Source organism: Pedobacter sp. KBW01 (assembly GCF_003852395.1).
Classification (GTDB): Bacteria; Bacteroidota; Bacteroidia; order Sphingobacteriales; family Sphingobacteriaceae; genus Pedobacter.
This window is the reverse complement of sequence record NZ_QAJQ01000012.1, coordinates 156292-181314: the sequence shown is the minus strand read 5'-3', so window position 1 is coordinate 181314 and position 25023 is coordinate 156292. Positions and strand designations below refer to the sequence as shown.

Sequence of the window (25023 nt, the reverse complement as noted above, 5' to 3'; positions counted from 1 at the left end):
TTTAGATGGACACACTCATTGCCGAAGAAGTTTTAGCGAAAAAGAAGCAGAAAAAATACCTGATTGTCGGTATCATCCTGCTGGTAATTATAGCTTGCATTTGGTGGGTTAGGTTTTATTTTAAACCTGCTTTAACCCTTGCCGATATTACTACAGCAAAGGTAGAAGTTGGTATCATCGAAAATACCATTAACGCTACCGGTGAGGTACTGCCCGAATTTGAAGAAGTTTTAACCAGTCCGATTAATGCATCGATTAAAAAAGTTTTAATGGATGCCGGTAATAAGGTTACCAAAGGCCAGTCGATTTTAACCCTCGATAAATCTGTGAGTCAGACAGATTATGATAAACTTCAGTTCCAGATGGAATCGAAACAAAACGAGATCCGCAAGCTGAAACTCGATCTCGAGAAAAGTTTTTACGATATCAAATCCAATAATAGCATCAAGCGATTGCGGATCAGCAACCTTACCGATGGAGTTTCTTCGGCCAAAAGATTGCTTAAAGCAGGAGGTGGTACAAAAGAAGATGTAGAACGTGCCGAACTGGAACTTAAAGTTGCCGAACTCGAAAAGTTACAGCTCGAAAATGAAATCAGGAGCAAACAGCAAACGATGAAAATTGAGATCAGGGAGGCAGAAATCGCTTTGGCTATTCAACGAAATGACCTCGATGCGTTGAAACGCAGGCTCGATCTGGCCGATTTAATTGCCACAAGACCGGGTGTAATTACCTGGGTAAATAAAAATATTGGATCAGCAGTGCACGAAGGCGATGCATTGGTTCGCATTGCCGATTTAAGTGGTTTTAAGGTTGCTGGTAGTATGTCTGATAATTTATTGGATAAAATCCACAACAACATGACGGCTATTATTCGTATAGGCGATACGCAGTTAAGGGGCTCAATTGTCAATATTTCACCTGCAGTAAACAATGCAATTGTTTCGTTCGATATCCAGCTGAACCAAAAAGATAGCAAGGTGTTAAGACCAAACCAAAAAGTAGATGTTTTTTTGGTTACAGCTACACGTAATGGCGTTTTGAGGATGGCCAATGGTCCGGCATTTAACGGCACCGACCTGCAGGAAATTTTTGTGCTCAAAAATGGTATTGCCGAACGCAGAACCGTTAAAACAGGACTGAGTAACTTCGATTATGTAGAAATTTTAAGTGGTTTAAAAGCTGGTGACGAAGTAATTACTTCAGATATGGGTGAGTACAAAAATGTTAAAACAGTAACCATTAGCAATTAAGTTATGACAAAGAAGTTTTTAATGATGCCTTTGTTGTGGTGGATCGGTTTCGGGGTTTTTGCCTTCCCTAAAAACGATACGCTAAGGTTAACCTTGCCCCAGGTGGTAGCGATGGCTAAAGCCAATTCCATTGCTGCCAAGCAGGCCATTACGGTTAAAGAAACCAAATATTGGGAGTGGCGCACATTTAAATCCAATTACCAGCCTCAGCTAGCCTTAGAAGGTGTATTGCCTGGCTATACCAAAACCTATACCCAGGTGCAGCAGCCCAACGGAAGCATTCTTTTTCAGCCTGTACACTACGATAATTCATCGCTTACTTTAAATTTTAGCCAAAGTATTGCAGCAACCGGTGGTACCATTTACGGCACTACACAATTGCAGCGTTTCGATGATTTCGACCGTAAAAACGTGCTTTACAATGGTATTCCGTACGGTTTGGGCTATACGCAACCCTTGTTGCAGTTTAATGCTTTAAAGTGGGACAAAAAAATTGAACCCCTGAAGTTTAACGAAAGCAAGCAGGCTTTTATAGAAACCCAGGAGAAAATATCGGTTACCGTAACCGAATACTTTTTCGATTTGCTTTTGGGGCAGGTTAACCTCGATATTGCCGAACTGAATTACGCCAATACCCAGAGAATTTTAACCATTGCAGATACCAAATTTGAACTGGGTAAAATTTCTAAAAATGAAATCTTACAGCTGCAATTAGAAGTTTTGAATGCCCAAAAGGCGGTAGGTACAGCCAAGCGCGATGTAGAAATTGCAACATTGAACCTAAGAAGTTACACCGGCATTGAGGGCGATGACCGGATCAAACTGAATATGCCGGCCGTGGTTGCGCAAATGAGTGTAGCTTCAGAAAAGGTACTGAGCGAGGCTTACGAAAACCGCTCGGATGCCATTGCATTTGTACGCAGGTTGGCCGAAGCCAGGAGGGATGTAGCTAAGGCCAAAGGCGAAAATGGCTTGAAAGCCACTTTGAGAGCTAATTTGGGTTATTCAAATGCGGCAACAAATGCCTTTGATGTGTATCGTTCGCCCAAAAACCAGCAATCTGTAGAGTTGCAGCTTTCTATTCCGGTAATGGATTGGGGCAGGTCTAAATCGCGTACCAAAACTGCACAGGCCAATGAGCAATTTACCATTTATGCCGTTGAGCAGGATAAGCAAACCTTTAAACAGCAGATTGTTACACAGGTTACCCTTTTTAATATGATGAAAGAGCAAATACAACTGACGGATAAAGCCGAAAAAATTGCTGCAGAAAAATACAAAATAGCCGGTGAGCGCTACGTATTGGGAAATTTGAGTATTACCGATCTCAGCATTGCTTTCCAGGAAAACGACCGTGCCAAACGCGATTACGTTTCTTCTCTGCGCGATTTCTGGGCCGCATATTACCAACTGCGCTATTTATCCCTTTACGATTTTGAGCAAAATAAAAAAATCACCTATTAAATAAATATTTAAAACCTTACATTTTACATCATCCATTTTATATCAAACATTATGATACGCTTAAAGAACATCGAAAAAGTTTACCGCACTGATACGGTAGAAACGCTGGCCATAAATGGCATTAACCTCGACATTGCCAGGGGCGAGTTTCTATCCATTATGGGGCCTTCTGGTTGTGGTAAAAGTACTTTGCTCAATATTATGGGCTTGCTTGATGAACCTTCAAAAGGCAATATACAGATCGATAGTCAGGATATCAGCAGTTATTCAGACCAGAAACTGGCCCGGTTCCGTAACGAAAAACTGGGTTTCATTTTTCAAAGCTACCACCTCATTAACGATTTACAAGTGCTTGATAATGTAGAATTACCCTTGTTGTACCGCAACTCATCAGCTAAAGAGCGGAAAAAACTGGCTACTGCAGCTTTAGAAAAGGTAGGGTTGAGCAATCGTTTAAAACATTTTCCTACGCAGCTTTCCGGTGGTCAGCGGCAGCGCGTTGCCATTGCCAGAGCAATTGTAGGTAATCCGCAAATTATTTTGGCCGATGAGCCTACAGGTAACTTAGATAGTGCTATGGGGAATGAGATTATGGATATCCTGATTAACCTCAATCAGAACGAGGGTACTACCATTGTGATGGTTACGCATGATGAAAATATGGCACACAAAACACATCGTTTGGTTCGCCTTTTCGATGGTTCTCAGGTTCAATAAAATACCGCTATGTTAAAAAACTACTTTAAAATCGCCATAGCTGTACTCAAAAGGAGGAAATTTTTCACCTTCATCAGCTTATTCGGAATCAGTTTTACGCTAACTATTTTAATGGTTACTACTGCATTTATGGATAAAGTTTTAAGTCCCGATTATCCCGATTTGAAACGCGAACGCTCGCTCTATGTGGGTAGCATGGAATATAAAAATACCAAAGAAGGCTGGATGAACCGTAGCGACGTATCTTTTTACTTTTTCAAACATTATGTTTCAACCTTGAAAACAGTAGATAAAATGGCGATTTCATCTAATCCCAAAGCATCAAACGCTTACGTAAACAATAAAAAGATAGTTATTGCCTATAAATACACCAATGCCGATTACTGGAATGTACTCGAATATCGCTTTTTGGAAGGTAAACCCTTTTCACAAAAGGAAATCGATAATGCTGATAAGGTAGCCGTTATTTCGGAAGAAACCCGAAAGGACTATTTTGGCGATGTAACCCATGTGGTGGGACAGTATATATCGGCTGATAACATTAATTATCGAGTAATTGGCGTAGTGGCCAATGTATCTAAAACGGTGAACAGCTTAAGCGGCGATATGTATCTGCCATACACCGTATCGACTGAAAATTACAATAAACCCGATTTAATGGGACCATATAACGCGGTATTGCTCGCCAAAAGCAAAGCTGATGTGCCTAAAATGCAAAAGGAATTTCAACAAATGATGCGGAGGGTACCAGTACCCAAAGATTTTGATAAGGTGTACAGCAACGCAGATCCCTTTTTTGCTTCAATGACCCGGAGGATAGCAGGCGATGGTGCAAATAACGGTACGACCAGGGTGGTTTCCATCATGAGTATTTTTGTATTGCTCTTTTTGTTGTTGCCAACCATTAACCTGGTAAACATTAACGTTACCCGCATTATGGAACGTTCATCAGAAATTGGTGTGCGTAAGGCTTTTGGGGCTTCTTCTAAAACCCTTGTTTACCAGTTTATCGTCGAAAATATGATCCTGACTTTTTTAGGTGGCCTGATTGGTTTTGTACTTTCATTGCTGGCTATTTACCTCATCAACGGTGCAAATATCATTTCAAACATGCGCCTCAGCATGAATTTTACCGTATTGTTTTACAGTTTTATTGCCTGCATATTTTTTGGTTTAATTTCTGGCGTTTACCCTGCCTGGAGAATGTCGAAACTTAATGTAGTTAAAGCACTTAAAGCGCAATAATCCCAAATAGAAGCTATTATGATGTTCAGACATTTATTTAAATTAATATGGAACAAACGGAAACAGAATTTCCTGTTCCTCTCCGAAATACTCGTTTCCTTTATTGTGATATTCGCGGTATTTTCTTTCCTTACCTATTATTACCAGAATTACAGCAAACCACTGGGCTTTGCCTATAAAAAAGTATGGTCAATCAGTTACGATAACGGCTTGTTAACTAAAGACCGCGATTCGCTCAGCATCTTTTACGATAATTTGTATAACTCGCTAAAGGCTATGCCCCAGATTGAAGAGGTAAGCTATTCTGGTTCAAATTTTCCATACGCTAACAGTACCATGACTACTGGATTGCATTTAAACGGGAAGCGTTTCGGTTATGTAAACAATTATGTAATAGGAGCAGATTATAAAAAGGTATGGAACATTACCCTGATTGCAGGCAGATGGTTTTTACCAGAAGATGCCGTAACCAAAAACAAAAACCTCATCATTAACGAAACACTGAAGAAGCAGATGTTTGGCGAGGGGAATGCCATAGGTAAACTCATTGGCGATTACGAAGATAAAGAGAAAATGAAAGTGATTGGTGTGGTACAGGATATCAAAGCAAACGGCGATTTCTGGCCAGCTGGCAATGCTATGTTTAGCCGCTTAGATACCGGATACTTACGAAATAACCACAACATCCTCGTTAAAGTGCGCGATGGTGCCGATGCTACTTTCGAAAGCCAACTGTATAAAATCATGACCAACACCATGAAAAATTCGGTTGAAATACAGCACCTGAGCGAAATGCGCGATGCTAAAAATGAAGTTACCATTATTCCGATGGTCATTTTTATCATCATTGCTGGTTTTCTCATTATCAATGTGGCATTGGGCTTATTCGGTGTGCTATGGTACAATATCAATAAGCGAAAAAGCGAAATCGGCCTGAGACGTGCCATAGGGGCTAGTGGCAGTTCCGTATCGTATCAATTGGTGATGGAGGCCATGATTTTGGCTACCATGTCGTTGATAATAGGCTGCTTTTTTGCCATTCAGTTTCCTTTGCTCAGCGTTTTCAATATTCCGGCAAGTGTGTATATCGTGGCCATGCTGCTGTCCATTTTGTTTATTTATCTGCTGGTTTTTGCCTGCTCATTGTATCCCGGCAAACAAGCTGCAGGTATTCATCCTGCTATTGCATTGCATGAAGAATAATACTTATCTTAACTTCGTATATGATATTAATTGTTGATGATGATATTGCGGTAAGGACTTCGCTTTCGTTGCTGTTAAAAAGTGCAGGAAATGAAGTGCTTATCGCAGATGAAGCGGTTAAGGCTTTTGAAATTATTAGAACGCAAAGTCCCGAACTCATTATCCTTGACCTGAACTTTTCGATCGATACCTCGGGAAAAGAAGGGATGGAACTGCTTAAAAAAATCAGAAATTTTGATGCAGCGGTTCCAATCATCCTGATTACGGGCTGGGCAAGTATCGAACTGGCAGTACAGGGAATGAAGCTTGGCGCAAACGATTTTATCAATAAGCCCTGGGATAACGATTATGTGCTCCAGTCGGTAAAAACCCTGCTTCAGCTCAACCAGCAACAGCCACTATCGCGTACACGCAAGGAGCTGGATAAAAAATACAATTTTAAACAAATTATTGGCGAAGATACAGGCCTGCTGAATATTTTAGAAACCATTGGTCGTGTAGCCGGAACCAACGCTTCGGTTTTGATTACCGGCGAGAGCGGTACCGGAAAGGAATTGATTGCAGAGGCCATACACGAAAATAGTATGCGTGCTGCAAAGTCTTTTGTTAAGGTAAATCTGGGTGGTATTTCTGCCTCATTATTCGAAAGTGAAATGTTTGGTCATGTGCGAGGAGCTTTTACTGATGCCCGCTTTGATAGGGTAGGCCGCTTTGAAATGGCCAATAAAGGAACCATTTTCTTAGATGAAATCGGCGATCTGGAAACGGCAAGTCAGGTAAAGTTATTACGCGTACTGCAAGATAGAACTTACGAGGTTTTAGGTAGCAGCCGTACCAAAACCGTTGATGCCCGTGTAGTTTGCGCCACCAATAAAAACCTGAACGAAATGGTGAACGCAGGCTTTTTCAGGGAAGACCTTTTGTACCGTATTAATTTAATTACCATTCATTTGCCTGCGCTTAGGGAACGCGCTACAGATATCCCCTTGCTGGTAAATTTCTTTATCAATAACATGAAAGAAATTTATAACCGCCCCGATTTAACGGTTTCAGGGGCGGCCATGCGCTGGCTGCAGCGGTTGCCTTTGCCTGGCAATATCCGCCAGTTAAAAAACCTGGTCGAAAGAACGGTTTTAATTAGCAGAAACGAAGAATTGGGCCCAGAGGATTTCAAAGCCCAGTTAAATTTATCGCCATTAAAAAACGAACAGGTAAAACTTCCGGGGGTGGGCACCATGACTCTCGACCAAATGGAGGCAGAAATGGTTAAACAAGCCATGAATTTCCATAAAAACAGGATTACCAAAGCCGCTGCATCGCTGGGCATTACCCGAAATGCACTTTATCGTCGCCTGGAAAAATATCAAATTCCGTTTAATGAAACTGAAGACTAAATACATCCTGTTTCTGGTTATCCTGCACCTAATTTGCCTGGTCATGAGCTTTTTTATCTTTCAGGATAATAAGGTTGTTTTCATGCTTACAGAGGTTTTTATCATCATTTCGGTATTAATTTCGCTCAATCTCTACAAGCAGCTTATCCTGCCGCTTACTTATTTAAGACAGGGTATTTCAGCCATAAAAGACCAGGATTTTAACGTCAAATTTTTATTTACAGGCAAAAAAGAGGTAGATGAACTGGTGGATGTGTATAACCGCATGATAGATGAATTGCGGAAAGAACGCACTAGACAACAGGAACAGCATTTTTTTCTTGAAAAACTTATCCAGACTTCACCAACAGGCATTATTGTGCTTGATTTTGATGGACAGATTAAGCAGATTAACCCCAAAGCCACAGCGGTGTTGCAGGTTAATCCAGGCTTGTTATCGAATCATATTCAGGATATGGACACCGGAACTGCCAGAACGATCCGTATGGATGGTTTACATACCTTTAAGATTCAAAAATCGAGGTTTATGGACCGGGGTTTTGAGCGTATTTTTGTAATGATGGAGGAAGTTACCGCTGAAATTTTTGAGGCCGAAAAAAATGTTTACAGTAAGGTTATCCGCATGATGGCGCACGAAGTAAACAACACCGTTGGTCCGGTAAATTCCATCATGAACACTGCTTTGGCTCAACAGCATTTATGGCTAAACGAAGCCGACGACCAGTTGAAGAGCGCACTTAAAATTGCAGTCGACAGGAACCAGAACCTGAATATGTTTATGCGCAATTTTGCCGATCTGGTTAAAATACCCATGGCCAAAAAAGCACAGATTGATATCGTAGGCCTACTTAAATCGGTTTCCGAACTCATGTTTTTTCAGGCAAATGAAAAACAGGTCAGCTTTAAATTCAACCTCCCTGATCAACCATACCTGATCATGGCCGATGTAGAACAAATGGAGCAAGCGTTGATTAACATTATAAAAAATGCAATTGAAGCAATTGAAAACGGTGGATTTATTTTGTTTACTATCGATGTAAATAAGAAGATACTTGAAATTACGGATTCGGGCAAGGGCGTAGCCAAGGAAAATATCGGACAATTGTTTAGCCCGTTTTTTAGCACCAAAAAAGACGGACAGGGCATAGGTTTAACCCTCGTAAGGGAAATTCTGCTAAACCACGGCTTCGAATTCTCATTAAAAACCTTCGGCGAAAAAGATACCCGCTTTACCATCAGGTTGATGTAGTAGTGGTTAAAAAAAATAAGAAAATCAAAGTTTTTCCTCGCTATATTTGATTCAATTTCTAACCCTGAAAAATGAAGAATAAGAGCGCTGAAGTAACTACGATACCGGCATCAAGTATCGAATTTCTTACTCAATTAAAGGCAAATAATACCAGAGAATGGTTTAACGCCCATAAAGAAGAGTTTATAGCACAACAAACTTATATTGAAGAATTTGCATCTGCACTTTTGGGTGTACTGAATTTAACTGATGTAATTGAAACCCAAAGCGGCAAAAAGAGCTTGTACCGGATTTACCGCGATACCCGTTTCTCTAAAGACAAAACCCCCTACAAATCGCATTGGAGTGGCAGTTTTAAACGTGCATCGAAACAGAGGAGAGGTGGCTATTATTTTCATATCGAGGCAGGCAACAGTTTTGTGGCAGGCGGATTCTGGGCACCCTCGCCGGCAGATATCAAGCTGATTAGAGAAGATATTGCCTTTGACGGGACGCCTTTGAGGAAAATTATAGGCAGCAAAGAATTTGTAGCTAATTTTGGTACACTAAAAGGCGAGCAATTGGCCACAGCGCCAAAAGGTTTTGCTAAAAATGATCCCGAAATTGATTTGTTACGCTACAAACAGTTTTTGCTGGTCCGGAAATTTGATGATGAGGAAGTGCTTGATCCAGGTTTTTTGCAGCATGCAGGACAAACCTTCGCAGCCATGCGACCGTTTTTTGATTACATGAGCGCAGTACTAACGGGCGATGCCAATGGCGAAACGGAATAAAAAGCATAAGTAATTTAAAAGTCTTTTTTTGAAATGCATTCTTTAAAATATACCAAATGGTTTAATTTTGAGCCTTGAATCTACGATCATGAATAAAGCAGAGCGCACCAGAAGATTTATTATAGAAAAATCAGCCACCATTATCAACAAGAAGGGAATGGCTGCAACTTCGCTAAGCGATATTATGGAGGCGACTAAATTAACTAAAGGTGGCATTTACGGAAACTTCGAAAACAAGGACGAGATTTGTAAAGAATCTTTCTTTTATTTAACCACCACGCTGGCCAATTCGCTGGATAGGGCCGTGGCGCAGGGAAGAACGGCAAAAGAGAAACTTTTTAACCTGATTGAAGCCTATAAAAGTATTAAAAGTGATGAGGGAGGATGTCCCTTGCTAAATTTTGGCACCGAAGCCGATGACACCAACGACAGCATTAAAGAATACGTAAAAAAAGGAATCCGTTCAGCGCAAAAAAGGATTTTCAATATTGTGAGCGATGGTGTAGAAGATGGAGAACTAAGTACAGATATGAACGCCAAAAACTTTAGTATCAAAACATTCGCCATGATTGAAGGTGCCATTTTATGTAGTAAAGTGCTGGAAACCAATGAGCAAATGAACATCATTATGGATAGCATCAAAGCTGATTTTGAATCATACCTAGTTTAATTTTTTTTGATCTAAAATAAACCGATAGGTATATTTTGTGTAATAACCAATAACCAAAATACAAATAACCAACAGTTCATGGATAGGACAGTGTTAAGTGCTTGGCTATAGACTATTAACCAATGAACTATTGAACTAACAAATAAATAAAATGTCAAAAGTAATCTTAATCACAGGAGCTTCACGCGGGTTTGGAAAAATCTGGACTGAAGCATTTTTAAAACGTGGCGATAAAGTAGCCGCAACAGTAAGAAATTTAGAATCGCTTACGGAGTTGAAAGCGCAATATGGCGACCAGTTATTGCCCGTGCAGCTTGATGTAAACAACAGGGATGCAAGTTTTGGAGCAGTAAAGGCCGTTGTCGATCATTTTGGACGGATCGACGTGCTGATTAATAACGCAGGTTATGGCTTGTTTGGTGCAGTAGAAGAAACGAGCGAAGCAGAAGCCCGCAACCAAATGGAGACGAATTTCTTTGGCGTACTTTGGTTATCGCAGGCTGTATTGCCAGTAATGCGTGCGCAACAGAGCGGTCATATCATTCAGGTATCGAGCTTTTTAGGCTTGGTTACCTTGCCGGTATTGGGTATATACAACGCTTCGAAATTTGCAGTTGAAGGGTTGAGTGAAACACTCGCCTCTGAGGTAAAAGATTTCGGGATACACGTTACCCTGATTGAACCAAATGGTTATACTACTGATTGGGCAGGAGCTTCAGCAGTGCAAACTACAGCTATTGAAGCTTATCATCCGGTAAAACAAGGCTTTCAGGAAGCTGCGTCAGCTCCGGGTATTTTTGGCGATCCGCAGGCAACTGCTGCACCTATACTCGATTTGGTTGATGACAGCAATCCACCTTTGCGTGTACTGTTCGGTAAATTTGCCTATGCTGCTGTAACAGAAATTTATCGAGAGCGTTTAAACACTTTCGAAGCCTGGAAATCCGTATCTGAGGCTGCTCACGGAAACTAATCCCTTTTTTTTGCCCCATAAAAGACCGATCGGTCTTTTATGGGGCATTTATTGTAATTAATGTTTTTACGCATTAATATCTGCCAGCTTAATTTTATAGGTATTTTCGATCCTGTTAACGCTTTGCTGGTTTTCTGCAGCGTACTGCTTTAAGTGGTTTAGTTGTGCTTTCAGATAGCCTGAGGCCAGGTAAACAGAAACCTTTTTCCGGATTTTATCGGCTAAAAATATTTCAATCAAAATTAAAACGATTAGAAAAATAAAGTGCCCTGTTATAAGCGAATGTGTAGACTGAGTACTTAACAAGCCAAAATTCTTAGTCAGGTAATCGAACAACAAGGGAATGCCTAGAATAGGCAAGAGGGCAATTAAGTTTGCCTTAAGTTTTGTTTTTTGCTCTGCCGTACGCAGCTCTTCCAGTTTTTCGGTAATATTGGTTAAGCTTTCCGTTTTAGGCTGTAAACGTTGCTGGTTCAGTTTTTCCTGTTGCTTTCCATATTCGATATCGATCTCGCGCACATGACTGATTAATGCTGCTTCGGCTTGGTTTAGTTTTTCCTGGTCGGCTACAATGAGTTCCTGTTCGGCAATCATTTTTTCCATAATCAGCAGGTCGTCTGGTATACCCCGCGACATTTTTTGCTCTGCAGCGGTAATCCGGTTATCAAGTAATTTGAATTGCTTTTTTAATTCAACCAATTCGCCGTCCCAATGTGTTTTCTTTAACTCATAATCGCTTTTAATCCGCGTAGCCGAAGCCATATGCTCAAACTTATTCAGCGATTGCTCATTTAATTCAAAGCGCTGGTATAGCTGAATCAGTTTTGTGAAATTTTCGTGAACTGACTTTTCCTGGTCAGTAAGTTGATCTTCAAACTGCAACAAATCTGCTTCGGAAAGCGGGGTTAAAGACATCGGCATATTGCCGTTAAAATTATAAAAATTATGCCATTTGTAGACACCCAAATCACGATAGTGTAAGTTTTAGATACGAATACCTGAAAGTGTCTGTATGCTAGTGAGTTTGGTTTTAAGGATTATTGTTTCGCTGTAATTGTCTATAGAAATTATACCGATTTAACAGTCCAAAAATGTCAGTTAATTGCCTGCTGGTTGGCTAACTACCACATTTTTTCCAAGGGTTTTAAAACGTACCGTATTTTCCTGCACCACAGTAATGGTAATGTGACCAGTTTTGCTGGTATTAATATCACGTACCGTACCCGATTTCCCTTTATGTGTACCGGCAACTACCAGGCACTGGTCGCCATCTTTTAATAGCGCTGGGTTTTGATTGTCCATATTCTATATGTTGATTTCTAGTTTTCTGGGATAAGCTTAATTGGAATAAATCCCTCACTAAGATATATATAATAAAGATTAAGCAGCAAAAAAAAATAGGATTATAAATAATATCTAAATATTTTATTTGATAAGTATAAATTTAAATTTAGATTTGTCTAAAATTATATTTAGACAAATAAAGATTGATGAAAGCTTTTATACTCCTTAGTACTTTTCTTTTTATTGGCCTCGTTTCCAGGGGGCAGCAAACCGTATTGCAAGGTCTGGTTACTTCTCAAAATAGTCCGACAGAAAATATTACCGTTAAAATTCTTAGTTTAAATAAAGCTACCAAATCAAATCAATCTGGTGCATATCACTTTAATGATATCCCTTCGGGTAGCTACGATGTTTTATTCTCTGGTGTTGGGCATCAGAACAAAAAAATTAAAATCACAGTAAATAACGATACTACTTTCCTTAATGTCGATCTGATTTCGATGGAAGCTAATTTAAAGGATGTGGTTATTACCGGCGTAAATCGGGCTACTGAGTTACGTAAAAGCCCTGTACCTATTGCTGTACTTGCTAAAAAAGCGATGGATCAGAACGTTAATACCAACCTGATTGAAGCTATTGTAAAAGGAGTACCAGGGGTTACAGCGGTAACTACAGGCCCGAATGTTTCAAAGCCGTTTATTCGGGGATTGGGCTATAACCGGGTTTTAACGCTTTACGATGGATTGAGGCAGGAAGGGCAGCAATGGGGCGATGAGCATGGTATTGAGGTGGATGAGTATGGAATTGCAAGAGCTGAAGTGGTAAAAGGACCAGCCAGTTTAACTTACGGCTCTGATGCATTGGCTGGTGTTATCAATATGATTCCCTATAGTCCGAATTTCGCAAATGGAAAGTTGAAAGGCGATTTTACAACCAATTACCAAACCAATAACGGTATGATCGGTTCCTCGCTGGGATTAGCCTTCATTAAAAACGATTGGAAATTTACCGTCAGGGGAACTGGAAAAACAGCACACAACTATGAAAATAAAATAGATGGTTTGGTTTATGGAACAGCTTTCAGAGAATATAATTTCTCGGCATCAGCCCGTGTAGATAAACACTGGGGTTTTTCGAAAACTGCTGTAACCTATTACGATAATTTAATGGAAATACCCGATGGGAGCAGGGATTCACTTTCGAGGAAATTTACGCGCCAGATACTGGATGATGGCGATGATATCAAAAAAAGGCCCATTGTGCCCGATAATGAACTGAATACCTATGGCATAAACCCTTTACATCAGCACATTCAGCATTATAGGTTTTACAATACCAGCCAGTTTAAATTTGGCAACAGCGACCTGAACATCCTTTTAGGCGGTCAACAAAGCGTGCGCCGTGAATATAATCACCCAACTGTACCTCAGCAAGCCGGACTTTATGTAGTATTAAATACTTTTAATTACGACCTTAAATACAACTTGCCTGATTTCTCGGGGATTGAAAGTACAATTGGTGTGAATGGTATGTACCAGGCCAACAGGAGCAAGGCAGCTACCGATTTTCCTATCCCGGATTACGATCTCTTTGATATTGGTGCTTTCTATTTTGCCAAGAAAACCTTTGGTAAGGTTGATATTTCGGGCGGAATCAGACTGGACAGGAGAAACATTAACTGGGCCGATTTTTACGTAGGTACTGATGCACAAACCGGTTTCGGTAAGCAGGTAAATGCAGCTGTTTCAGGTGCAAACTTGCAATTCCCCTCGTTTAGCAAAAACTATTACGGTGTATCAGGGAGTTTAGGCTTAACCTATAATATTTCTGAGCAGTTATTAATTAAAGCCAATATTGCCCGGGGCTACCGTGCACCAAATATTACCGAAATTGGCTCAAACGGTTTAGATCCGGGTGCGCACATTGTTTATTTGGGTAACAGGACTTTTAAACCGGAATTTAACCTGCAGGAAGATATTGGTTTAATTGCTTACTTAAAGGATGCTGATATCAGTCTGGAGCTTTTTAACAACAATATTCAGAATTACATTTATCAATCGCGCTTAACCGATGCAAATGGCAATCCGGTGGTTATTGTACCGGGTAATTTAACCTACCAGTATCAGCAATCAAAAGCGCGATTGTATGGTGCTGAAGTAGCTGCTAACCTTCATCCGGCAGCAATTAAATGGTTAACTTTTAACAATAGCATGGCTTATGTAGTTGGCTTAAACCAAAATAAAGAACTTTTGGCTAAGCAGGGCAATAAAGCAAAATACCTGCCGTTTATCCCGCCATTGCAAATCAGGTCAGAGCTTAAAGCAACGGCACAGCATGCCATTGGCTTTTTAAGCAAACCTTATGTTAAAATTGATGCGGCTATTTTTGCCGATCAAAATAAGTTTTATGGTTTAGATGATACCGAAACCTTTACCAAAGGCTATACTTTAATTAATGGTGGCATCGGATCAACGATTGTAAACCGGAAAGACAAAACTTTATTCGATGTTTTTATCCAGGTTGATAATATTTTTAACAAAGCTTATCAATCCAATTTAAATCGTTTAAAGTATTTCGAGTATTATACTGCTTCACCAAATGGCCGCTCCGGGATTTACAATATGGGCAGAAATATGAGCTTTAAAGTGATTATCCCGATTTAATAGTAGTAAAATTAGGTGGGCAATAGAGATTATGGTTAATTGCTGTGACAATTACTTCTGAACGGCTTACAGCTATGTGCTGAGGTTTAATGTTTCGTTTAGTAAGCGGGAGGTATCAAACATCTTCCGCTTGCTTTTTATCAAACCCTTCTGTTTTTCATCTCATTGCCTATTTTCATATATTTAAATCCGTATTACATTAAATTATACCTCATGGAAGAATCTTTAAGCGAAAAAAGACTAAATTTCTTAAGGCAATCAATAGGCAAAGTCATTACTTCGTCGCCTTCTAATTTTATGAATTGGCTCGCCCCGGTTTTGGTAAAGGCCGAGTTTGGTATTTTAGTTTGCCAGTATACGGTGCGCAAAGAAATGACCAATCCATACCAGATTTTACATGGAGGCGTAACGGCAGGTATTATCGACGATCTGATTGGTGCCACCGTTTATACCATGGGTTTGAATGACAGATATACCACGGTGAACAACTACATTGATTATTTTGCTACTGCAAGTGAAGGAGATGAAATTATAGCCGAAACAGCGATTGTAAAAAGAGGCAGGACCATTTTAAATTTGCAATGCGAGATATTTTTACCTTCGAAAAAGCGTTTAATAGCTAAAGGCTATTCCAACATGTTAAACATAGGTTAAGTCTTTTTTAACGATAACGAAAAAAATTATTAATTCCTTAAAATTAACAAAACATTCTCGTTAACAAAGTGTTATAAATTAACCAAAAATATAATGAGCCATGTTAGAAAATTATTCAACCTTGCAATTCATTGTTAGAGGCAAAATTTTTAAAGGATTTTGCATGCGTATTCAAGATGATTTTCATGAAACTTACGCTGTTGTTTTAGATGGTTACCATTCTTTTTGTATCTGGTTAGATAACAAGAGCGAAAAATGGTGTGCTTCTAAAAACGCAGCCATAGATCCTGATGCCATTGATGAAATTATCAGCAGAATTTGTTTGCCGGCTTCGGTTTCTTAAAAGATTTTTATAAAAATAAAGCTCATAAGGAAAAATCCTTGTTTGGTTTAATCAAACAAGGATTTTTTATGCTTTTATTTTAACGTTGGCCAGAACAGGTAGGCCATGGTAATGGCTGTAATTACACCTATTAAATCGGCCAGGAGCATTGAACCAATGGCGTAACGTGTATTTCTGATGCTCACTGAACCAAAATAAACAGCTACTACGTAAAAAGTAGTGTCAGAGGCACCTTGAAATACGCCTGATAATCGGCTTGCAAACGAATCCGGGCCATTGGTGATCATGGTACTCACCATCATACCGCGTGCAGCGCCACCGCTCAAAGGTCTGATTAAGGCAGTTGGCAGGGCATCAACAAAGCGGGTATCGGCGCCAAAAAATAGAAATATGTGTTTAATGCCGTTCATCACTACGTCGAAAGTTCCGCTGGTTCTAAGCATACAAACGGCAACCAGAATACCAACAAGGTACGGGATAATTTTTATAGCCGTTTCGAAGCCGCCTTTTGCACCGGCCACAAAAGAATCGAATATATCTATCTTTTTATAGAGTGCACCCAGTACAATAAGCAGGAAAATTAATAAGATCAATCCACCGCTAAGCAGGCCCGAAAAAGAGGTTACTCCTGCGGCGTTTAAGCTGCTTACATACCATACTATAGCCGCAATTACTATAGAAATACCTAAAACCCAGGTTAATATTACCGGCTGTAGTAGATTGATTTTCTGTTTGAAGGAAACAATCAGCATAGCTGCCATTGTACCAACAAAGGTAACAATCATGCAGGGAATAAATATATCGGTAGGATCGGAGGCATTTTGGGTAGAACGGATGGCGATTACACTCACCGGAATTAAACATAATCCTGCAGCATGCAAACACAAAAACATAATTTGTGGGTTGCTGGCTACGTCTTTTTTGGGGTTTAACTCCTGAAGGCTTTCCATAGCCTTTATACCAAATGGGGTGGCAGCATTATCTAAACCCAATAAATTGGCAGAGAAATTCATAATCATGTGCCCCATAGATGGATGTCCTTTTGGTACTTCAGGGAAAAGTTTTGAGAAAAACGGACTAATAATTTTAGATAATAAACGGATACCGCCAGCTTTTTCGGCAATACTCATAAAACCCATAAATAAGGCCAGGGTACCAACCAGTTCAATACATAATTTTACGGCGATTGAACAGGTTTCAATTATACCATCAAGCTTTAAAGGGTTTAACGGATCGGATGATTTACCAATCACCATCCAGTTAAAAATATCGCTTTGCCCAAAGAAAATACATTTAATACCCGCTACAACGATAGCTACAATAATAAATGCCGACCAGATTCTGCTTAATGCCATTGAATGTGTTTAGTTTTTTGTTGCGTGAAAATAGCTTTTTTAACCCATAGTGCCAAGTTAGGGGTAAAGTTGGTTCGTGATGGTTAATGGCCGATAACTGATAGTTGTTTTGACGATAAGCCATTAACTATACACTATTAACCTAAAAAGCCCATAGCCAATAGTGCGTTACTATTGAATATGGGCTTTAGACTAAGGACTTAAGACCCCTGATTAGTTATGGCTTATCGTCGGTTAACTCAAAGCCCCATGTTTTTCCTTTCTCAGTTGCCGGAATTCCGGTAGTCATCCAAATTGGTGCTTTCGTTCCTTTTAAATAATAATCGAAAAATTGTTGCTCGCGGATTTGAATATCCTTACGGTTTTGACGTTGAACCAGGTTGTGCGCTTCACCGTTGTAGTTTAACATCCAAACTGGCTTACCTAAACGACGCAGACCCGTAAACATTTCAATCCCCTGATACCAGGGCACAGCTCCGTCAGCGTCGTTTGCCATAATTACTACAGGTGTATTTACTTTAGGGAACATAAATAAAGGTGAGTTTTCGATGTATAACTCAGGTTTTTCCCAAAGGGTAGCACCAATGCGGCTCTGTGTTTTTTCGTATTGGAACTGACGGTTCATACCGGTTTCCCAACGAATACCACCGTAAGCTGAAGTCATATTGGCTACTGGTGCACCAGCCCAGGCAGCTGCATACATATTGTTTTGCGTAATTAAATAAGCAACCTGATAACCGCCCCAGCTTTGACCTTGGATACCAATTTTGCTGCCATCAACCCAGCTGTTTTTTTTTAAGCTTTCTACACCTGAATTGATGTATTCAACAGCTGATTTACCCGGATGACCAGTTTCATAATTAATATCGGGAGCAAAAACCAGGTAACCGTTACTTACAAAATATGAAATGTTTAAACGCGATGGAGTAGGTGCAGGCGCCTGGTAACCATACAAACCATCTGTAAGTTTCTCGTAGAAATAAGCAATCATTGGGTATTTTTTGTTCGGATCGAAATTTTCGGGTTTGTACAAAATACCTTCTGCTTTGTAACCTTTAGGCGTAGTCCATTTTACAAGCTCAGCTATTCCCCAGTTATAGTTTTGTTGTTGTGGATTGGTGTTGCTTAATTTAGTTTCCGTTTTAAAATCTGCGGTTAGGTAAACATTTGGCGATTCTACATAGCTGGCTTTATCATAAATATATAAATCGGCATCTTTGGCTTTAGTCAGGGTCGAATATTTTGCTTTAGCCATTATCACCAGTTCGGGGGCTTTAGCTGAACCTACATTGGTGCGATAGAAACCGTTTTCTTTGGTAGTATTGTTAAAAGCATCTAGCCAAACCAGTTCATTTGCTTTAACAAATTTATCGGCGTTTCTTTCTGATCTATCTTGCTGTACTTTTTGGTAACGGAAAGTCAGATTGTTTGCTCTTCCAAAACCTGCGGTGATATTTTTTGCAGCCGATTTACCATCCGGAGAGAATGACCAGATATCGTATTTGTCGTAAATTAAAATAGCTTTATCGCCCTCAGTCCAGGTGGCTAAACCATATGCCGAAGGAAGATCAGGCACATCATTCTCTTCATCTACAAACTTTACATTTAAGCCTGTGGTTAATGTAGTTACCTTTCCGGTAGCTACAGCATAGGTGTTCCAGCTGCCTGCTTTTCTATCAAAGTATAACACGTAATTTCCACCAGGAGAGGCTATGGCGTAACCATTTAAACCTTCTATAATCTTTTTGCGCTGACCATTTTTGGCATTTACCAGATAATAATCTTTGCTGGTTGAACCGCTCCATTGCGATTCAATTCTGCGGCCGTAATCAGTTGATGCTAAAACCAGATCAGCATCGCCATCAGCCATTATACTGGCGTCTGGCAGGGTTAAATCGGTTAAAGGAATTACCTTAGGATCGCTGCTGTAGACATCAATTACTGATAAATAGCTTTTCTTACTGTCTCTATCTACATTTTTTAGTTGCATAGGCTGCAGATAATCATCTTTATAATTCCAAACATCTACTTTGGCAACTTCAAAATCTACAATGGTGGTATCTTTTGCTTTTTTAATAGGAGAGATGCCGAAAAACAATTTCTTGCCATCTTTGCTAAAAGTAATTTTACCATCGCCATTAACTGTCCATTTTGCAGGTAGGCCTGGCATATCAAAGTCAACCAGTATTTGGGCCGTATCTAATGTTAAAGAGTTATAGTAAACATTATAATCTTTAATTTCTTTCTTTTCCGGACTTTGTTCTCCAACAAAGGCTACGTGTTCATTTTCCTCATCAAAAGTGAAGTTTTTGAAGCTTCCTTTGCCTTTTATAAGCGTTTTAAGCATGCCTTTTTCAGTATTTAGTAAAAATACACCTTGAGGGGCAGTCTTGTCCTTTTTAGATCCGCTACAGGTAAACACCAATTGCTTACCATCTTTGCTGAAATAATAATCAGTAACGAATTTATAGGTTTTATCTGTTCCGGTAATAAGGTTTTTTACCACTAAATCAGTTCCTTCATCAGTTTTACCTTTTCCGGCAGGTTCATCATCTGCAAAATCGGTTTCACCATCTTTTTTCTCAACAGGTTTAACTGTTTTTTTTGCAGTATCTGGTTTTTCGCTTAAATAAGCTAAAATACCTGCGCCCTCTTCAGGGAATTTGAACGATTTTACCCTTGCGACCTTTGTAATGGCATTGGTTGTTAAGTTGGCTATACCCAATGAATCTTTTGGCAGCTCATCTGCTTTCGTTTTTTTGATTTTAGCCTGGCGCAGATCTTTATTGAAAGGACGGATATTGAACACCGCAAATTTCGAATCGTTGCTAAACTGAGCATTAAGACCGCGGGCAATATTTAATTTAGAATTGGTTTTAAGGTTATTGAGGTAAAGTTGTGTATCGCCTTCTTGTTGCAAAATACTATACATAGCCCAATTACCATTGTTAGATAACTGCTTTGAACCTACCGATTCCCAGGTATCATAAACGCTATGGTTTAATGGCTTCTTTTGCGCGTAGGTTAAGCTGACAACGAAAGACAGAATAAGTGTTAGTCTCTTATGCATTTTAATAAGTTAATTAATTTGTTGGTTGAGATTTAATCTTCTAAAATTGGAAAATTTTAGCTTAATAGGAAACTTGTATGCCAAATATTACAATTGTAAGGGTTTTATTGTGATTGTCTGAAAAACATATAACCCTCTCAACATACCATCATTTCGAGCGGAGTGCAACCAAGTCAGAAATCTATTAAACGGATCTCTCCCCGCCTGTCCGGGCAGGCATTCCGCTGAGCTTTAGTCGAGATGACGATTTTCTATTTTAATGCTATGCTCTACGCACATTGCTCCATGCTCCTTTAAACTAAAAACCCTCAATTATTTAAAGCAATTGAGGGTTTTCGTATAGAGACGAGAAACTATTTTTTAGTTTGTTGTTGCTGTTGTTGTTGACGCATGTAATCGTCTAAACGCTGCTGGAATTTAGATTTTTTCTTTTTCTCATCAGCTGGTCTCGCTTTGTTCTGTTGAATTAAAGCGTGGATTTTATCATCATCAACCATTTTACGGATTAGGAACTGCTGACCGAAAGTCATTAAGTTGGCTAAGAAGTAGTAATAGTTTAATCCAGCAGGATAGCTATTTAATACCCCTAAGAAAATGATTGGCATAATGTAACCGATATATTTCATCTGACCGGTAGCACCCGAAACCTGGTTGTTGAAATAAGTCATAATCAATGTAGAGATGGTCATCAATACACACATTAAACTTAAGTGATCGCCAATGAAAGGTAGCTTAACACCGAAACGGATAAACTCATCATAAGTTGATAAATCTTTCATCCACAAGAAACTCTCGCCACGTAACTCGAACAAGTTAGGGAAGAAGAAGAAGAAAGCCATAACCAGTGGTAACTGTAGTACCATTGGTAAACAACCACCTAATGGATTTACACCAGCCTTTTTGTAAAGCTTTAAATATTCCTGCTGAACCAATGTTGGGTTATCTTCACCTACTTTAGCTTTAATCTCATCCATTTCTGGTTTCAATACACGCATTTTAGCCATTGATAGGTATGACTTGTAGGTAAGTGGCGATAAAGCTACTTTTAACAAAATGGTTAGCACCAGGATGATTAAACCGTAGTTCCAGCCAAAGCTGTTTAAGAAATTAAATACAGGTAATACAATGAAACGGTTAATATATTTCAATGGCCAGTAGCCCATATCAACTTGTTGTTCTAAATCGTATCCCTGTGCTTTTAAAGCAGAGAATTTGTTGGTACCAAAGTAGAACTCCATTTCGTAAGCCTGATTTGCAGTATGCGCATAAGGCAATTGCATGTTGGCATCGTAAAACTTAACCTGACCAGGTGCTGTTGGGATTTTAACTTCTAAACTTCCTTTTTCGAAAGCTTGTTTAGCAATTAAAGAAGCCGAGAAAAAGTGTTGTTTGAAAGAGAACCACTGGATTTTTCCTTTAGCAAGTTCTTCTTTTTCATCTTTTGAAACACTTAAATGGTTTACATCGCCATCTAAATATTTGTAGTAAGGTGCAGAATAACGGTGCTCGCTCTCAATTGATTTTTCTTGTTGCAATAGGGTTGTTTGCCAATTTAAACCAATATTGTTACCCGCAATTACCTGCTGTAAACCAACCAGATTAATATTGAACGCAACTTTGTTACTTGATGCTTTTAAGTCGTAAACATACTCTACATAAGCATTGGCGCCATAGTTTGCACGCATGGTAACCGTATTACCCGTTTTAGTTGGTGTAAAGTATAAATCGTTGGTGTTAATTACCTTACCAGCTGCATTTAAGCTTAAACCAAATTTATTCTGGTTGCCAGAAAATAAAACCAAAGGTTCACCTGCAAATGTTTTTTGTCCTTTAATTTCAACTGATGAAATTTTACCACCTTTATTGCTTAGGGTGATCAACAAATTCTCATTTTCTAAAACAGTGCTCGATTCAGTTCCGGTTATCGCAGTACCAAAAGGGCCTTTTAAAGCTAAAGAATCTACAGCTGGGTTAATAACTGCAGTTTTTGTTGTATCTTTTTGTATAGGCGAAACGCCAGCTTTTTTCAAAGAATCTAAACGTTCTGTTTCTTTGGCTTTTTTCATTTCAGCCTCATTCGGCTTCAAAAAGTAGAATGATCCTGCCAAAATGATCATAATCAGGAACAATCCTGTAAAGGTATTTCTATCCATTATTTGTGTCTGTACTGCTTTTAATTCGTTTTCTTTTTCGCAAACTCCATCGCAGCGGCGACAAATTTAACAAAAAGTGGGTGAGGATTAGCAACTGTTGATTTTAATTCGGGGTGAAACTGTCCGCCAACGAAAAATGGATGGTTTTTAAGCTCCACAATTTCAACCAAATTGGTTTGTGGGTTAATACCCGAAGCAATCATTCCTGCCTCTTCGTATTGCTTTAAATATTCATTGTTAAATTCGTAACGGTGACGGTGACGCTCGTTAATGTGTGCTTTGCCGTAAATGCCATAAGCCTTTGTACCTTTTTTAATGTCGCAAGGGTATGAGCCTAAACGCATAGTTCCACCTTTATTGGTTATTTTTTTCTGCTCTTCCATCATATTGATTACCGGATTTGCAGTGTTTTCTTCAATTTCAGTAGTATGCGCATCTTTTAAGCCCAAAACGTTACGTCCAAACTCAATTACTGCACATTGCATACCTAAACAAATACCAAAGAAAGGAACATTGTTCTCACGAACATATTTAATGGTATCAATTTTACCTTCAATACCACGGCTACCAAAACCAGGCGCTACTAAAACGCCTTGTAAGTGACCTAGTTTTTCTTTTACATTATCAGCAAAAATACCTTCAGAGTGAATATACTCTACTTTTACCTTGCATTCATTTTTCGAACCGGCGTGTACAAAAGATTCGATAATTGATTTATAGGCATCAGGTAATTCTACATATTTACCCACCAAACCAATTCTTACCTCGGCAGTTGGGTTTTTTAAACGGCCTAAGAAATCTTTCCAGCTTTCCATATCCGGATCGTTTTTGGTAGGCAGTTTTAATTTTGATAAAACAGTTTTATCCAATTGTTCTTTTAACATCAACAATGGCACATCATAAATAGTAGATGCATCCATCGATTCGACTACCGCATTGATGTTAACGTTACAGAATAAGGCGATTTTTTTTCTCAGATCTGAACTTAAGTGGTGCTCTGTTCTGCAAACCAGGATATCAGGTTGAATACCGTACTCCAATAATGCTTTAACAGAGTGTTGCGTAGGCTTGGTTTTTAACTCACCAGCAGCAGCTAAGTAAGGCACCAGCGTTAAGTGAATTACAATAGCGTTCGTATTGCCTTCTTCCCATTTAAACTGACGTACAGCTTCAATAAATGGTAAAGATTCGATATCGCCAACGGTACCACCTAACTCGGTAATTACAATGTCGTACTCACCGCTTTCGCCCAGGATGCGCATATTGCGTTTAATCTCATCGGTAATGTGGGGTACCACCTGCACAGTTTTACCTAAATATTCGCCTTTACGTTCTTTGTTAATTACATTCTGGTAAATACGGCCGGTAGTAATATTATTAGCCTGCGAGGTTGGAACATTAAGGAAACGCTCATAATGACCAAGGTCCAAATCAGTTTCAGCACCATCTTCGGTTACAAAACATTCACCATGCTCGTAAGGGTTTAAAGTTCCCGGATCGATATTGATGTATGGATCGAATTTCTGAATGGTTACACGGTAGCCACGTGCCTGTAAAAGTTTAGCTAAAGATGCGGAAATGATGCCCTTACCTAAAGAGGAAGTAACACCGCCCGTAACAAAAATATACTTAGTCATGTTTGATAATTTGTGAAATCAATCAGTTTTTAATCACTGGTTAATTGCTTTTGTACGGGATACAAAGGTACGAAAAATTATCGCCGGTTTTAAGTTGTAACCAGAATATTTTTTGAGGGTTTTATATGGTTGATATTGACTGATTTATCGGATGAATAAAATTACAATAGCAGATTATAGATCTCTTTTTTGATGTCTTCTGTTTTTCTGGGCTTCTTTTTATCGTCGTAACGGGTGTAAAGATCGATCAGTTTTTTAAAATCTTTTTCGTTGTCGGTCTTTTTCCCTTTGGTTGGCGCAGCAATGGCTAATATCTGTACATTTTTTGCCTCTATTTTGGTGGCAAACCAGGTAGTATTGTATCTTGGTATGGCAAGGCCTAAAATCATGCCCGGTAAACCGGTAAAACCTTCGGGACCGCCGTGTAGCAGTATTTCGTCTGTGTAAAAAGCAACCACCGAAACGGTATCATTTATAATGGCAATAGCTTTACGACATTCATAACCTGCAATTTTGCGCACATCGTGCATAATTTTCCATTTTAAATGGGGGATGGTATCTTTAAGTATGAAATCTTCGCCATTTATAGGTTTTCTCAGTACCCGGCTTTTCTTACTGAAATCAGTAAAGATCTCGCTGGTATTTTCACCCGAAAAGAAAAAGAATTGACTATCGTTTAACGTTTCTTTAGGTTTCGAACGGTAAATAGAGGTGCTGTCGTTAAAATGATATTCCCAGTTCGACGTGCGGTATTTGCTCATTTTATCCTTTGCATCATCCGATATCCAGTCGTTGTCTGCAAGTTGTTGTTTCTGGTTTATTTTCTTTTCAAAAGTTATTTTTGCGCTTTGTATAAAAACCGTCTGAGCTTTAACCAGCACAACAGTTAAAATCATTATAAGCGTTAAGAATGCGTTTTTCAT

Annotated in this window: 20 protein-coding genes; 13 read left to right on the top strand and 7 right to left on the bottom strand. The window is 39.3% G+C overall.

Annotated features, from left to right (window positions below; all coding sequences use genetic code 11):
* Positions 1-5 precede the first annotated feature (5 nt).
* The 10 genes from DBR40_RS14095 to DBR40_RS14050 all read left to right on the top strand — a co-directional run bounded on the left by DBR40_RS14095 (position 6) and on the right by DBR40_RS14050 (position 10941).
* Positions 6-1253, top strand: coding sequence for an efflux RND transporter periplasmic adaptor subunit (locus DBR40_RS14095; protein ID WP_124560387.1), 1248 nt, complete (start codon positions 6-8; stop codon positions 1251-1253).
* A gap of 3 nt (positions 1254-1256) precedes the next feature.
* Positions 1257-2717 carry a TolC family protein gene (locus tag DBR40_RS14090; RefSeq protein WP_124560386.1) on the top strand — a complete coding sequence of 487 codons (1461 nt, stop codon included), beginning with the start codon at positions 1257-1259 and terminating at the stop codon, positions 2715-2717.
* Positions 2718-2768: 51 nt separating this feature from the next.
* Entirely contained in the window at positions 2769-3434 is a 666-nt protein-coding gene (locus tag DBR40_RS14085) for an ABC transporter ATP-binding protein (RefSeq protein WP_124560385.1), read from the top strand.
* Positions 3435-3443: 9 nt separating this feature from the next.
* On the top strand, positions 3444-4679 hold the full coding sequence (locus DBR40_RS14080) for an ABC transporter permease (RefSeq protein ID WP_124560384.1): 1236 nt from the start codon (positions 3444-3446) through the stop codon (positions 4677-4679).
* A gap of 18 nt (positions 4680-4697) precedes the next feature.
* On the top strand, positions 4698-5882 hold the full coding sequence (locus DBR40_RS14075) for an ABC transporter permease (protein ID WP_233603892.1): 1185 nt from the start codon (positions 4698-4700) through the stop codon (positions 5880-5882).
* Positions 5883-5902: 20 nt separating this feature from the next.
* Positions 5903-7276 (top strand): sigma-54-dependent transcriptional regulator, encoded by a 1374-nt coding sequence (locus DBR40_RS14070; RefSeq protein ID WP_124560383.1) that lies wholly within the window; start codon positions 5903-5905, stop codon positions 7274-7276.
* The gene (locus DBR40_RS14065; RefSeq protein ID WP_124560382.1) at positions 7260-8525 is read left to right on the top strand and encodes a sensor histidine kinase; all 1266 of its coding nucleotides are present in this window, start codon (positions 7260-7262) and stop codon (positions 8523-8525) included. Before DBR40_RS14070 ends, DBR40_RS14065 begins: the two co-directional genes overlap by 17 nt.
* Positions 8526-8596: 71 nt before the next feature.
* Positions 8597-9298, top strand: coding sequence for a DUF2461 domain-containing protein (locus DBR40_RS14060; protein WP_124560381.1), 702 nt, complete (start codon positions 8597-8599; stop codon positions 9296-9298).
* An 88-nt stretch (positions 9299-9386) separates the two neighbouring features.
* The gene (locus DBR40_RS14055; RefSeq protein WP_124560380.1) at positions 9387-9968 is read left to right on the top strand and encodes a TetR/AcrR family transcriptional regulator; all 582 of its coding nucleotides are present in this window, start codon (positions 9387-9389) and stop codon (positions 9966-9968) included.
* A 151-nt stretch (positions 9969-10119) separates the two neighbouring features.
* The gene (locus DBR40_RS14050) at positions 10120-10941 is read left to right on the top strand and encodes an SDR family NAD(P)-dependent oxidoreductase (RefSeq protein ID WP_124560379.1); all 822 of its coding nucleotides are present in this window, start codon (positions 10120-10122) and stop codon (positions 10939-10941) included.
* A gap of 66 nt (positions 10942-11007) precedes the next feature.
* On the opposite strand, the gene DBR40_RS14045 is transcribed toward DBR40_RS14050, so the two are convergent.
* Positions 11008-11856, bottom strand: a complete 849-nt coding sequence (locus DBR40_RS14045; RefSeq protein WP_124560378.1) for a hypothetical protein — start codon at positions 11854-11856, stop codon at positions 11008-11010.
* Positions 11857-12039: 183 nt separating this feature from the next.
* Positions 12040-12243, bottom strand: a complete 204-nt coding sequence (locus tag DBR40_RS14040; protein ID WP_124560377.1) for a KOW motif-containing protein — start codon at positions 12241-12243, stop codon at positions 12040-12042.
* A gap of 188 nt (positions 12244-12431) precedes the next feature.
* On the opposite strand from DBR40_RS14040, the gene DBR40_RS14035 reads away from it, so the two are divergent.
* The 3 genes from DBR40_RS14035 (at position 12432) to DBR40_RS14025 (ending at position 15885) form a co-directional block, all read left to right on the top strand.
* A complete protein-coding gene (locus DBR40_RS14035; protein WP_124560376.1) occupies positions 12432-14888 on the top strand; it encodes a TonB-dependent receptor in 2457 nt (818 codons plus the stop codon).
* A gap of 213 nt (positions 14889-15101) precedes the next feature.
* Positions 15102-15542, top strand: coding sequence for a PaaI family thioesterase (locus tag DBR40_RS14030; RefSeq protein ID WP_124560375.1), 441 nt, complete (start codon positions 15102-15104; stop codon positions 15540-15542).
* Positions 15543-15642: 100 nt separating this feature from the next.
* Positions 15643-15885 (top strand): hypothetical protein, encoded by a 243-nt coding sequence (locus DBR40_RS14025; protein WP_124560374.1) that lies wholly within the window; start codon positions 15643-15645, stop codon positions 15883-15885.
* 74 nt (positions 15886-15959) lie between these two features.
* Here DBR40_RS14025 and DBR40_RS14020 read toward each other — a convergent pair whose 3' ends face one another.
* From DBR40_RS14020 to DBR40_RS14000, 5 genes are all read right to left on the bottom strand, one after another.
* Entirely contained in the window at positions 15960-17240 is a 1281-nt protein-coding gene (locus DBR40_RS14020; RefSeq protein WP_124560373.1) for a nucleoside recognition domain-containing protein, read from the bottom strand.
* Between the two features lie 217 nt (positions 17241-17457).
* On the bottom strand, positions 17458-20310 hold the full coding sequence (locus DBR40_RS14015) for a prolyl oligopeptidase family serine peptidase (RefSeq protein WP_124560372.1): 2853 nt from the start codon (positions 20308-20310) through the stop codon (positions 17458-17460).
* 353 nt (positions 20311-20663) lie between these two features.
* Positions 20664-22463 carry a membrane protein insertase YidC gene (gene yidC / locus DBR40_RS14010; protein ID WP_124560371.1) on the bottom strand — a complete coding sequence of 600 codons (1800 nt, stop codon included), beginning with the start codon at positions 22461-22463 and terminating at the stop codon, positions 20664-20666.
* A 20-nt stretch (positions 22464-22483) separates the two neighbouring features.
* Entirely contained in the window at positions 22484-24100 is a 1617-nt protein-coding gene (locus DBR40_RS14005; RefSeq protein ID WP_124560370.1) for a CTP synthase, read from the bottom strand.
* A gap of 161 nt (positions 24101-24261) precedes the next feature.
* Entirely contained in the window at positions 24262-25023 is a 762-nt protein-coding gene (locus DBR40_RS14000) for a GLPGLI family protein (protein WP_124560369.1), read from the bottom strand.

Excerpts from the sequence above, each read along its gene's own strand:
- DBR40_RS14095 (WP_124560387.1), top strand. The coding sequence starts at position 6 with ATGGACACACTCATTGCCGAAGAAGTTTTAGCGAAAAAGAAGCAGAAA.
- DBR40_RS14090 (WP_124560386.1), top strand. The coding sequence starts at position 1,257 with ATGACAAAGAAGTTTTTAATGATGCCTTTGTTGTGGTGGATCGGTTTC.
- DBR40_RS14085 (WP_124560385.1), top strand. The coding sequence starts at position 2,769 with ATGATACGCTTAAAGAACATCGAAAAAGTTTACCGCACTGATACGGTA.
- DBR40_RS14080 (WP_124560384.1), top strand. The coding sequence starts at position 3,444 with ATGTTAAAAAACTACTTTAAAATCGCCATAGCTGTACTCAAAAGGAGG.
- DBR40_RS14075 (WP_233603892.1), top strand. The coding sequence starts at position 4,698 with ATGATGTTCAGACATTTATTTAAATTAATATGGAACAAACGGAAACAG.
- DBR40_RS14070 (WP_124560383.1), top strand. The coding sequence starts at position 5,903 with ATGATATTAATTGTTGATGATGATATTGCGGTAAGGACTTCGCTTTCG.
- DBR40_RS14065 (WP_124560382.1), top strand. The coding sequence starts at position 7,260 with ATGAAACTGAAGACTAAATACATCCTGTTTCTGGTTATCCTGCACCTA.
- DBR40_RS14060 (WP_124560381.1), top strand. The coding sequence starts at position 8,597 with ATGAAGAATAAGAGCGCTGAAGTAACTACGATACCGGCATCAAGTATC.
- DBR40_RS14055 (WP_124560380.1), top strand. The coding sequence starts at position 9,387 with ATGAATAAAGCAGAGCGCACCAGAAGATTTATTATAGAAAAATCAGCC.
- DBR40_RS14050 (WP_124560379.1), top strand. The coding sequence starts at position 10,120 with ATGTCAAAAGTAATCTTAATCACAGGAGCTTCACGCGGGTTTGGAAAA.
- DBR40_RS14045 (WP_124560378.1), bottom strand. The coding sequence starts at position 11,856 with ATGTCTTTAACCCCGCTTTCCGAAGCAGATTTGTTGCAGTTTGAAGAT.
- DBR40_RS14040 (WP_124560377.1), bottom strand. The coding sequence starts at position 12,243 with ATGGACAATCAAAACCCAGCGCTATTAAAAGATGGCGACCAGTGCCTG.
- DBR40_RS14035 (WP_124560376.1), top strand. The coding sequence starts at position 12,432 with ATGAAAGCTTTTATACTCCTTAGTACTTTTCTTTTTATTGGCCTCGTT.
- DBR40_RS14030 (WP_124560375.1), top strand. The coding sequence starts at position 15,102 with ATGGAAGAATCTTTAAGCGAAAAAAGACTAAATTTCTTAAGGCAATCA.
- DBR40_RS14025 (WP_124560374.1), top strand. The coding sequence starts at position 15,643 with ATGTTAGAAAATTATTCAACCTTGCAATTCATTGTTAGAGGCAAAATT.
- DBR40_RS14020 (WP_124560373.1), bottom strand. The coding sequence starts at position 17,240 with ATGGCATTAAGCAGAATCTGGTCGGCATTTATTATTGTAGCTATCGTT.
- DBR40_RS14015 (WP_124560372.1), bottom strand. The coding sequence starts at position 20,310 with ATGCATAAGAGACTAACACTTATTCTGTCTTTCGTTGTCAGCTTAACC.
- yidC (WP_124560371.1), bottom strand. The coding sequence starts at position 22,463 with ATGGATAGAAATACCTTTACAGGATTGTTCCTGATTATGATCATTTTG.
- DBR40_RS14005 (WP_124560370.1), bottom strand. The coding sequence starts at position 24,100 with ATGACTAAGTATATTTTTGTTACGGGCGGTGTTACTTCCTCTTTAGGT.
- DBR40_RS14000 (WP_124560369.1), bottom strand. The coding sequence starts at position 25,023 with ATGAAAAACGCATTCTTAACGCTTATAATGATTTTAACTGTTGTGCTG.